This window comes from Nonomuraea sp. NPDC049400 (assembly GCF_044466425.1).
In the GTDB taxonomy this organism is placed as follows: domain Bacteria; phylum Actinomycetota; class Actinomycetes; order Streptosporangiales; family Streptosporangiaceae; genus Nonomuraea.
This window is the reverse complement of the sequence record NZ_JBITMP010000070.1, coordinates 40,226-50,765: the sequence shown is the minus strand read 5'-3', so window position 1 is coordinate 50,765 and position 10,540 is coordinate 40,226. Positions and strand designations below refer to the sequence as shown.

12 protein-coding genes are annotated in these 10,540 nt (G+C 59.8%); 7 read left to right on the top strand and 5 right to left on the bottom strand.

Annotation, left to right across the window (positions count from 1 at the left end; genetic code table 11):
• Positions 1-113 precede the first annotated feature (113 nt).
• Both ACIBVN_RS54260 and ACIBVN_RS54255 read left to right on the top strand, forming a co-directional pair.
• On the top strand, positions 114-344 hold the full coding sequence (locus tag ACIBVN_RS54260; protein ID WP_397149668.1) for an integrase core domain-containing protein: 231 nt from the start codon (positions 114-116) through the stop codon (positions 342-344).
• Between the two features lie 29 nt (positions 345-373).
• Positions 374-700: a tyrosine-type recombinase/integrase gene (locus tag ACIBVN_RS54255; RefSeq protein WP_397149666.1), complete on the top strand. Its 327-nt coding sequence runs from the start codon at positions 374-376 to the stop codon at positions 698-700.
• Positions 701-1,432: 732 nt separating this feature from the next.
• Here the strand turns inward: ACIBVN_RS54255 and ACIBVN_RS54250 are convergent.
• The 4 genes from ACIBVN_RS54250 to ACIBVN_RS54235 form a co-directional block, all read right to left on the bottom strand.
• Entirely contained in the window at positions 1,433-4,876 is a 3,444-nt protein-coding gene (locus ACIBVN_RS54250) for a trypsin-like peptidase domain-containing protein (protein ID WP_397149664.1), read from the bottom strand.
• A 6-nt stretch (positions 4,877-4,882) separates the two neighbouring features.
• Positions 4,883-5,182: a trypco2 family protein gene (locus ACIBVN_RS54245; RefSeq protein WP_397149662.1), complete on the bottom strand. Its 300-nt coding sequence runs from the start codon at positions 5,180-5,182 to the stop codon at positions 4,883-4,885.
• 296 nt (positions 5,183-5,478) lie between these two features.
• Positions 5,479-6,012: a flavoprotein gene (locus ACIBVN_RS54240; RefSeq protein ID WP_397149660.1), complete on the bottom strand. Its 534-nt coding sequence runs from the start codon at positions 6,010-6,012 to the stop codon at positions 5,479-5,481.
• Positions 6,009-7,394: a helix-turn-helix domain-containing protein gene (locus ACIBVN_RS54235; protein WP_397149658.1), complete on the bottom strand. Its 1,386-nt coding sequence runs from the start codon at positions 7,392-7,394 to the stop codon at positions 6,009-6,011. The genes ACIBVN_RS54240 and ACIBVN_RS54235 overlap by 4 nt, the downstream gene beginning before the upstream one ends.
• A gap of 348 nt (positions 7,395-7,742) precedes the next feature.
• Here ACIBVN_RS54235 and ACIBVN_RS54230 point away from each other — a divergent pair, with 348 nt between their 5' ends.
• Together ACIBVN_RS54230 and ACIBVN_RS54225 are read left to right on the top strand one after the other, a co-directional pair.
• Complete coding sequence (locus ACIBVN_RS54230; RefSeq protein ID WP_397149656.1) at positions 7,743-8,027, top strand: hypothetical protein; 285 nt, start codon at positions 7,743-7,745, stop codon at positions 8,025-8,027.
• 259 nt (positions 8,028-8,286) lie between these two features.
• A complete protein-coding gene (locus ACIBVN_RS54225; RefSeq protein ID WP_397149654.1) occupies positions 8,287-8,979 on the top strand; it encodes a GntR family transcriptional regulator in 693 nt (230 codons plus the stop codon).
• 13 nt (positions 8,980-8,992) lie between these two features.
• Here the strand turns inward: ACIBVN_RS54225 and ACIBVN_RS54220 are convergent, their stop codons facing one another.
• Entirely contained in the window at positions 8,993-9,298 is a 306-nt protein-coding gene (locus ACIBVN_RS54220; RefSeq protein ID WP_397149652.1) for a hypothetical protein, read from the bottom strand.
• Positions 9,299-9,498: 200 nt separating this feature from the next.
• Between ACIBVN_RS54220 and ACIBVN_RS54215 the strand changes: the two genes are divergently transcribed.
• From ACIBVN_RS54215 to ACIBVN_RS54205, 3 genes are read left to right on the top strand one after another with little or no spacing between them, the layout of a single operon-like run.
• Positions 9,499-9,909 (top strand): plasmid replication, integration and excision activator, encoded by a 411-nt coding sequence (locus ACIBVN_RS54215; RefSeq protein WP_397149650.1) that lies wholly within the window; start codon positions 9,499-9,501, stop codon positions 9,907-9,909.
• Positions 9,909-10,193: a hypothetical protein gene (locus tag ACIBVN_RS54210; protein ID WP_397149648.1), complete on the top strand. Its 285-nt coding sequence runs from the start codon at positions 9,909-9,911 to the stop codon at positions 10,191-10,193. The genes ACIBVN_RS54215 and ACIBVN_RS54210 overlap by 1 nt, the downstream gene beginning before the upstream one ends.
• Positions 10,190-10,504 carry a hypothetical protein gene (locus tag ACIBVN_RS54205; protein WP_397149646.1) on the top strand — a complete coding sequence of 105 codons (315 nt, stop codon included), beginning with the start codon at positions 10,190-10,192 and terminating at the stop codon, positions 10,502-10,504. Before ACIBVN_RS54210 ends, ACIBVN_RS54205 begins: the two co-directional genes overlap by 4 nt.
• Positions 10,505-10,540: the final 36 nt, after the last annotated feature.

Sequence of the window (10,540 nt, the reverse complement as noted above, 5' to 3'; positions counted from 1 at the left end):
GAAGTCGCGCCCGGACAGCGGATGAAACGGGTGGGTCACCCGAACGCGTCGGTACTGATCGTCGCCATCGGGTGTAATCGACGGCGTAATCCAACGCATTCGCCGAACAATTCGTGGGAACGCTACGCCGTGAGTGCCTCGACCACCTGCTCATCCATGGTGAGCGGCACCTGCGCAAGGTCCTGACCGAGTACGAGCGCCATTTCAACCATCATCGCCCGCATCAGGGCCGTTCGCTTCGCCCGCCATTGCACGATCCCAGCAAGGTGATCGACATGACTTTGCGGATCCACCGTCGAAGGACCGTCACAGGACTGATCAACGAGTACCACAGAGCAGCCTGATCACCCGGCAAACACCCAGCTCAGCAGCCGTGTCCGCGTTTTGGCACCCCACAGGCAGCCGCCTGCACCCGCAGCACGTCTCCGACCAATTCCTCTGGCTGGCCTACCTGGCCGGGCTACCGCCCGTCAGACTGCATGACCTTCGCCATGGCGCGGCCTCGCTGATGCTGGCAGCCGGGGTAGAGATGAAGGTGGTACAGGAAACCCTGGGACACACATCCAGCGCCTTCACCGCCGACACCTACACCTCCGTCTACCCGCAGGTGGCCACGGCGGCGGCCGAGAAGACCGCGGCCTTGCTGTTCGGCGAGGAAGACCAGGCCGCGCCCGGGAAACTCATCTCGCTGAGAAGCTGATAGTCGGATTAAGCATCCGGCCCCGCACTCGCCGCCTACTCGCGGCGAGGCGGCGCCGCTGTTCTTGCCGCAGCAGTCGGAGACGGTGAATGGATCATGGTGTGTGCGGGGTTGGTGCGCGCGAGCACGTAGGGAGCACGCAACCGCTAGACAAAAGTTCTAGAACGCATCCGATCCCGTATAACCGCAGGTCAGACCATGATCAAGCGCGCCCTGCAGGATTCGAACCTGCGACCGTCGGATTAGAAGTGGAGGGTATGTCTGACTCTTAGCAGCACTCTGAACTGGTGTTTTGGGTACTGCCTGATCCTCACCTAGGCAAAGTAATCCGGATATAGTCCGGATCTTGAAATTCGGCCCGCTCACGGGACTCGTCGACCACTCCTTACGTTCTCCGTGACGTCATATTACCCGTGGCCAGCCACCATACCCGGGGGGCTGGGGCTGAGGAACGAAGTCCCAGACCGTCGATCGCCCCCAGCCTCTTACGGCGACCAGTCACAGGCGGGCGATCGTGAGTGCAGCGCCAATCGCTATCGGCTCTATAGGCGTGCTACTCAGGGCTTTGTGGCAGATCTGATCTGCGTGAGTGCTAAAACGTCGACGCCATCCGCGGAGACCGTCCCACGCATCCTTGATAATCACACCAAGAAAGAGAATAGATTGAGGTTAATAGAGAAGCTCAACTGCAACTATTCCAATTTGACATGCGGAGCCTCTCCGCAATGTAGACTATAGCCTCGCACGCCAGTTCTTGAGTTCGCCCAAAAGCAGGTCGAACGCGTCTGGATAAAGCCTGATAAAAGCTATAAAAAGAAGCGGCCAGTAATCGTGACGTAGCGCATCGACGGTCAATCGATATGCGGACTCTGATAGTGTATCGCGCGAGGCACCTTCCAACTCGTCTTGGAGAGAGTTCGCGATTCCGAGAAGCAGGCTATTGATGGCATTAACTCGATGCTTATGATTAGCCAGGTCGCCGATAAGAGTTTCTGCTAGCAGGAATCTGTCCTCACGAATCAAAGCATCTATAATTTCTTTCGTTGTGGGCGATTGGAAAAGATCGCTTAAACCTCTGATAAGATTGCGCGCCTCACCCACATAGCGCTCCCCCAACTCGGCATCATGATCGATGAGAGATGCACCGAGACAGCCAGTCAATCCAGCTCGGACCTGAAGGTCCGAGATATCGTCTATGAAGGACTTCGCAAGTTCAAAAGACTCTTCGCGAATCAAAAGCTTGGCGATATGCCTTGCGGTAGAAGATTGAAATAGCTCGTCCATCCCCTTCAGAAGCATACGCGCTTCACCGAGAAGGCGCCTTCCCTGCTCGACATTCCGAGTAACGATCGACGCCCCAAGTGTACCCAGCCCTCTGGAACGTTCCTCAGACGCAGATATTGTGGCTATCAGCCGTTCCGCGTATGCTTCCTGGTCATACATGGCCAAAGCCGCTACATTATCGGCGATAATAGTATCCTTTATCTCCAAGCGCTCCACGCGATGCAAACACTTATCAAACGCGCCAATATGACCTTGATGCGCAAGGAAGCTGGCCGTATCAGCAATAATGGCATATTGAAATCGCCGCTGGTCAACGTGTGCAGCAGTATTCAAAGCACGTTCCCATTGCCCAGATCTGGTCAGCACATATGCCTTTCCCTTCGCCATGACTCCACCACGTAGTGGATGCCGCGATTCCCCTTTCCCTTCAAACATGCGATCTACGATCGCCAATGCTCGCTTTGGAGATTCATTGACAATCGCCATCGCTACCTCTATCTGGGATTCCAACCGTGCAGAGAGCGGCTCGATACTTTCTGTGGTGTGAAGAGCTAGCTCTTCTTGCCCATGTTCGGCGAACAGTACAGAAATAAGTCTGAGCGACCTGCTGCGTCCGGCTAGATCTTCGATATCGTAGGCAAGCGATCGAGCGGCCTCCCAGTCTCCCGATCGAGCCAGAGCTACAGAGACGTCCGTAAGGGCGGCTGCACGACGAACGGGATGGCCAGCTCTGAGCACTGCATCTCTTCCCTCGAAAGCTGCAGTTCTTGCACGTTCACGGTCTAGATCCGATATGAGCGTGGAGATTCTGGCAAGTAGGCATGCATACTGGAGTGCAGAAATTGGAGGAGGTTTCCATTTTCCACCAGAACTACCGATGCCCATAATGCCACGATGGAGCGTGTTAACTATCTTGTTCTGCCCGAGAACTCGCGCACGCTCAATCGCCACGTTAGTTAGAACAGCGATATCGAGACTGCGACTGTCCGCGACACTCTGAAATGCTATAATTTCGCTAATGGCACCCGCAGACGAGGCCTCTCTAGCAAGCATTAGATCATGGCGTTTAGCATCAGACACTAGATCGCTATAGCGCTCAATATTATCTGCATCCAGCAGCATTCTCCCGTACGGGCTAAGCAGATATCTCGGCGTGTCCGCTGGCCACCCTCTCGCCTTATATGTATCCGCCCATTCATTGATCCTCCTGCGATAGTGGTCGAGGTCACCATCCAGTATCAAGTTGGCACTACGGCGTAGCGTATCATGCGCAAATACATACCCATCGTGAGAGCCATCATTGAAACCCACCCGAAGACTTCTCCCCAAGCGAGTATTCAAGGTCTTACGTATGTCAAAGTGCTTTCGGCGCGTAAGCTCCGCGAGATCACGAACCGTGAGTCCATCTTGGCAAGCAGCCAGATAACCCACTATCTCCAGGTTTTGAGATTTCTCCTCCAATAGTTGTTGAAGCTCATTTTCAGCTTCAATCTCAAGAAGCGTGGCATATGGCGATGGCGTAAGTTCATATCGTCGGCATGATCGCAATGGATGCTGGCCAGGCACATCGCTAGGGAGAGCGGGATGCGGCCGGCCTGTCACTATAATTCGAACATTCTCCGGCGGATTGCGCGGCAGAGCCGAAGCAATACTTGGCCTGCTGCCGCTATCTTCATCCAGACCATCGATAACCAAAACTAGCAGTGAAGTTTTCGGTATTGACTGGGCGGCAACGGAGATCAGATGGTTGAACTGCCCTATCCGACCCTCTTCGTCGTTTGGAATGCGTACATGCCTATTTGCGATATAGGCAAGCTGGCGCGTCATACTTACAAGAAATGGATGAATACTCGCTTCGCTGCTGATTCGCAGAGCAATAAAGAAGGATGCAACGTTGGTTCCGAAGGGCGGATTGAGGACAAACCACGATGCTAGCGCAGTTTTCCCCGCCCAAGGTGGCGCTTGTATCCAAAGATATTTTTCATTGCCAGCACAAAAAGAAATCAGCTGATCAATCTCGCTGTCACGATCCACCAAGTTCTCTGGAGCGTAGTTTTTGACACGCGCCAGGTAGCTCGGGCTCGATGTCGGTCTGCGGTTTGGGCTAAGAGGGTCAGTTAGTTCTTCTCTTCCCGAAGGCAGCCCAATCAGGTTTTGCAGCCGCTCAAGGTTAGCGCGGCTCATTTGTTGATAAGAAGTGTCAATCCTAACCGCTGTGAGACGTTGGGCACCTTCCGTCTTATAGTGCCTGGCGATTACGCCAATCAGCACATTTTCGGCGAACACTGCCGCGCCCGACATGCCTTCCCAGGGAGATGCTTCTCCTGATAGCGGGATATTCAGCGGCGTCGAGACATCTATCTCCAGGGTTCCTTCCTTTTGATTGGAGAGCAAGGGAGCACTTCCGCTTAGGTGAAAGCTATCGCGATACTGTGCAGGCCCGCCAATGTGCTCTGCAACGACATCATCGTCACGCAATTTGAACCGAGGGAACCCGACGGCACTGCAGGCCAGAACTGCAGCTTTCTTGCCAATTAGCCCGAAACTGATCGGAGTTACTTCATCTACTACGGAGTAATCAACAGCAAGGACCGCGATATCTGTTTTCTCATCGGATAGTTCGACCGTAGCTACGCCGAGCCATTCTTCAGCAGTGTCACCTTTGAAGCGCACTTGTATAGTAGACGCATCACTAACAACATGCGCGCACGTGAGAACCCTTCCCAAGGCAACCAGGTAACCACTGCCCCGCTTCGCAGAGCCATCCATATGCCTGACGATTACTTCAGCGATTCTCTCATATTGCGGATGAGGATTCTCCGCTTCGTCGAGTTCGCTTTCATCTGGCGCATACAGCTCGGGTGGTTCAGGGAATTCATCGTCGTACCGCATAGGTCATTAGCGTTCGCGGTCTCCAGATGATCCAGATATCCATGGGGTGGTAGTGGAATTTGCCACTTTAGGCTCCAAGGTAAGTTTTACTTTCTGGGTAGCCACGGATGTCTCTTTTGTATTGCCATCCGCGCTCAGTATCCAGAAGCGAATCTTCCCGCCTAGGCCGTCTTCTTGTGTTGCCGCGATTGATAGCTCTAGCTCTATGGGGCCGAGTTCGAATCTAAGCTCTTCGTCCTTTGCATTCTCGATCGCCCCTGTAAGCTGGGCGCGGAGTTCTTTTATCGCTGTTGTCAGTTCTATCATTAAGACCTCCTAAATTTTGGCATATCCTAACACTCATAAGCTGAACATTACAGGCCAGCGCGCCGTGTATGTCCTGTTGGGGTGTTTGGGGGGATTGTGTCGGGGAGTAGACGGAGACGCGTCCAGGGTGGCTTGGCCAGCCACACAGCGTTGATTTGTACAGCATGAAGGATGCATACAGTAGCGAAACCAAGCGGCCCGAGCACGGCCGTGCGCGAGAACGGCCCCCAGGCCGCACGCGCAGCGTGCGGCCGAGCGCAGGGCCGCGTCGGCGCCGCGGCTTGATACCTAAGAGATCAATTCGGCAAGTTTTCCAATGCCAGAACCCACGGGTAGGTGCCAATGCGTTCCCCGCCGGAGTTGGGCGGGTGTGGCTCGAACTGGCCTGGTCCGAGTAGGACGCGCACGCCCTCTGCCTTGAGCTGGTCAATGCTGCGTTGGAAGGGGATACGTGAGGCCAGGGCGGTGTTGACGAAGGGCAGGATGATGACTGGGATGCCGAGTCCGGGGGCTTCGGAGAGCAGGCCGAGTGCATAGGTGTCGGCAATGCCTTGGGCGAATTTGTTGATCGTGTTGTAGGTGGCCGGGGCAACGATGATGGCATCGGCGCGGGGTGATTTCGGCTCATCGGGGCTGCGGTACTGGCTGCGTATGGGGCGACCGGTCTGCTTCTCCAACGCGGGGATGTCGATGAAGTTCAGGGCTGGCGGGGTGGCGACGATCTGGACGGTCCAACCTTTGTCTTGGGCGAGGGTGACGAGGCGGCCGACGTCGGGGGCGGGTCCTGCGGCGCAGACGATGATGTAGAGAACCTTGCCGGGTTGGGTCACGCGATGACTCCCAGGGTGGCCGCGTATTCGCGGGCTTCACGGCGGACACTGATCGGGGCGGTTGCCAGGATGTCACGTACGAGCCGGAGAGCCGCGGGGCGGCCGGTGATTTCCTCGGGGGCGATCTCGCCTGCGGCGCGCAGGATGTGCAGCGCCTTGTCGTGCTGGTTCCACATGAGGAACGCGCGGGAGGTATCGAGCAGAAGTGTGGCCTTACGCTCGTTGATCGGTAGCTGGTCCAACTGGACCTGGCGGGCGTAGTCGATGGCGGTGCCGGCGTCCCCGAAACGGAGGGCGACGTTGACCCGGTGGCACAAGACGTTGTTCGGGCCGAACGCGGTCCACATGTGGTTGCCGTCGTGGCCGAGCCGGTGACCGGCTTCGGCAGCTTCGTTGAGGAGTTCGACGCTGTTGTGCCGGTTGCCGGTGTTGGCGGCGGCGACGGCTCCGCGTAGCAGCAAGGACCCGTAGATCGACAGGTCGTCGGCGGAAGGGCTGGTGAGGTCGGCATCCATGCGTTGGGCTGAGCTGCGTGCGGCGTCGGTGGCGGCGCGGTGGTGCCCGCCGTCCATCAGGGCGTGGGTGATGATGCGGGAGCTAGAGCCGATCATGAGGGGACTCTGACTGGCGTGAGCGGCTTGGATGCTGCGGTCTGCCGCGAGCCAGGCGAGTCCCTTGTCCTCCTGTTTGAGCAGGATAGAGGCGGTCACGTGGTATGCCTCGGCGCACAGCATGTGGGCGCGTAGCTGATCGTCGCCGTGCAGCGTGGTGCTGGCGGCACGGAGCTTGCTGAGCAGGGCCGGCAGTTTGGCGGTCACCTGGGCGTATCGGCATGCCTGGTAGTTGCGCTTGGCGGTGGTGACTGCGGTGGCAAGTGCGTCGAGGTCGATCAGGCCATCTGCGGGGGCCGAGTAATCGACGAGTACAGCGGCGAGATTCTCGATGTCGAGGCCGGTGTCCTGGGTGGGACCTGGTTGTCTGATTACTGAGCTGAAGAGGGCGGCCCCGGTGAGGCCGACGAATTCGCGGCGTCGCACGTCGTTCTCGTCCTCTCCTGTTTCGACGAGATTCACAGCGCGTGGTGCATTTGCAAGCGTATCAACCGTTTTGGGGGAATCCAGGTGCGGGCGGGCGCGCTTGGTGGGGACGAAGCCCAGGTCTTCCGGGTCCAGGTGGGTGAGCTCGGTCAAGGCCAGTCGGTACGGCTCGCGCGGCCATGTGACCTCGCCTGCCTCCCAGCGGCGTATGCGCTCCTCGTCACAGGCGAGGTTGTACCTAATACCGCTTTTGGTGAGGTTGACCATTTTCGCCATTTCGGCGCGGGTCAAATCGGCCTGCTGCCGCCAGTTCCGAAGTCGCACGTTGGGCGTTGCCTCGGGCATACCTGGCCTTCTTTCCGACGTGGATCGAAAAGGGGGTTAAGAGGGGGGCCTCTTAGCGGGTCCCCTCATTCTGCTTTGCCGGTGGACTTGCCATCAATCAACCACGGTACGTCAAGCGGACTTCCGCCACAGGGAGTACCGAACGACTCGCAAGGAGATGGCGACGGTGACCCGGCCAGACGAGAACAGCGAGGCAAGGCTCTGCCCTGCGTGTCGAGGGCGCGGTTGCAAGCTGAAGGGCTCACGCCGCGCTCTCCTGATCGGCAACGACGGAGAGGAGCCCGAACGGATTGGGGAGCAGAAGTGTCTCGACTGCCTCGGAAGCGGCCGGGCCGAAGGGAGCGGAAGATGAATCCGATCGCGGCCGAACTGGCGGCCGACGTCATGCGGTGGGCTGCGGAGCGCATGCTGGTGCGGCTGCGTGATGAGCTCACCGCCCTCGGTATGAATGCCGAACTGCGCGACAACAACAGCGCGCTGATGGTGGCTCGACCCCATCCCGGGCTGCCACTGTCGGTGGTCGTAGGGCATGGCGGCGCGTATTACACCTGGCAGGACGCGAACAAGCGACACCCGACCAACGATCCGCAAGGTGCAGCCTCGATCCTGGCCGAGTACATCAAGGGTCGCTGAAACGGACGCGGCGAGGCGGTGACAGTGCTCGGCCGGACGGGGCCGATGCGTTTCCCCTGCCTCGTCGCGTCTCATAGTCCCGGCAGGCTGTTGCTGCCGGTCCGACCTGCCGGGGCGTGTTCATGGGCGGCTTGCGTTACCTGAACCTGGTGGACAGATGGTCCGAGCCAGGATACGCTCAAACTTGGTAAAACAACCTGTCGGGTGTTGGACGGTCAGAATGTCGCTAGAGTCCGTGCCACCGAAGTATGCGCAGCTTGTGCAGGCGCTTCAACGGCGTATCGAGTCGGGAACCTACCCGCCCGGCTCTCTCCTCCCCAGCGAACACCAGCTCATCCAGGAGTTCAGTGTCTCCCGGCCCACTGTGGTAGCCGCGCTGCGGGTGCTGCGTGAGCAGGGCTGGATCGAGTCCCAGCAGGGCAAGGGACGTTTCGTACGGGGCCGTCCTGCGATGGCAGCGGTGGAGCCCAACCGTCCCGGCCAGGCGTACCTGACCAACCCGGAAACTAACGCCCCCGGCGAACTGGTCGAGGCCGGCGCCGTTGCGCTGCCCAACCGTGTGGCGGCGTTGCTGGATGCACAGCCCAAGAGCAAGGCGTTCCTGCGCCGACGCTTGGTCGTCCGTGATGGCGAGCCGAGCGAGCTGGTCTCGCTATGGCTGCTGTTGGAGCTGTCAGAGGGCACAGATCTGACCAGCGGCGAGCCGTTGCGGGAGGGCATCCGGCAGCATCTCCAGACTCGCAAGGGCGTCCGCTTCGATCACATCGTGGAGCAGATCACCGCCCGCATGCCCACCACTCAAGAGGCCAAGCAACTCGGCATGCCCAAGAACGTCCCGCTCCTTGTGGTCTTCGGCGCCGTTCGCGATGCCTCCGGCCGGCCCCTGGTCGTGGTCGAGGTACTACTTCCGGCAGACCGTCACGAACTGGAAGACGCCTACCCCATCAGCTGACCGGCCCTTCCGGCTACTTGCGCAGCACCAACCACGCCCAGAGAGCGGCCACCGCCAGCAGGGCCACGCCGAACACAATGGTGGCGCTGCGTCGCCTGGAGACGAGGGCGAGCAGGAGCCCCAGCGTGGGCGCGCCGAAGCCGACGATCAGCATGGCGGTTCCGCAGATCTGGGAGAGCTGCTTGTTTCTCGGCTCTCCTCCGATCAGGGCAAAGCCGTAGCTGAACCACAGCACTCCCAAGAGGGGCGTGCCCAGGATCCATAAGAGGAACAGCAGCCATAGCCAGGCGGCGTCCTTGCCCGGCGGATCCGATTTCATGATCCGGATTGTTCCTCTGACGCCTCGGATAGCCCAGCAGCGTTCGGCGCCAACCGTGACACAACTTGGCATCGTGACGTATCCGGCTGGTTAGATCGCCGTCACCCGTTCCTAGGCACTTGACCTACCAAGTTTGCCAGTCGTACTCTCAGAGCATCACTTGATAGGTCAAGTGTCAGACATCCAAGAAGGGAGCCATCATGGCTCTGCAAGGCCCCATCCCCGTCACCTTCGCCATGGTCTTCCCGCACGGCTGCTACATCGTCGGCGAGGTCGAGCCCGTCAAGGACTTCGACGCCTCGTCCAACGGCCGGTTCGTGCAGGCCCGCGACAAGCAGACCGGAGAGCTGGTCTGGCAGGTCGCGGTCATGGACAGTGACCCCACTCTCAAGCCCGCCCAGAAGACGGTGGCGGTCAAGATCCTCGCCCCGGTCCAGCCGGTGCCCCCGCAGCCGATGCCGGGGCTGCCCTTCACGCCGGTCGAGTTCGACGGCATGTCCGTCACGCCGTACGTCAACGGCGCCGGACGGCTCGCCTACTCCATCAAGGTCCACGAGATGCACGCACCCCGCCAGAGCACACCGAACAAGCCCGCAAAGGACGCCGCCTGATGACCCGTCGCCGTACCCCTCGAACCAGCGTGATCCGGCTGACCACCGGCCGGACCGCCCGAACCCTGCTTCACCCCTACGGCCACCGTGAGCCCGTGCTCGCGCTCGACTTCGGAGCCGCCAGCGTCCTGGTCACCACGCGAGGACCCGTCACCGCGGACGACCTGACGTTCGCGCGCCAGCTCGCCCACGAGGCCGCCCGCTACGCCCGCTCGGTCGAGCGCACCTACCGCGCCCTGACCGCCGACCACGAGATGACGCAGCAGGGGAGGGCGGCGGCGTGAGCAGCCTCAACCCGTACACCTACCTCACGCTGTCGATGCAGCCCGGCTCCAGTCCGCGTCTGCACATCTCCTTCCACACGGCGGACCTGCACGTCCGTGCCGGAATGCTCGACAAGCCGCGCCCGTACCTGGAGATCTCCTCCCGCGAGGCGAACGTGTCGATCTCGACCACCGGCGCCGGCCCCGTCACCGACGCGGACCTGAGCACCGCCCGCCTGATCTTCGACGCCGCCGCTCGCTACCTGGCCGACTGCGAGCGCCTGCACACCAATCAGTCGGCCACCAAGACCGCCACCGACACGGCGGCCTGACCAGGCAAGGCGGGGCCGCCAGAAGCGGCAACTTCC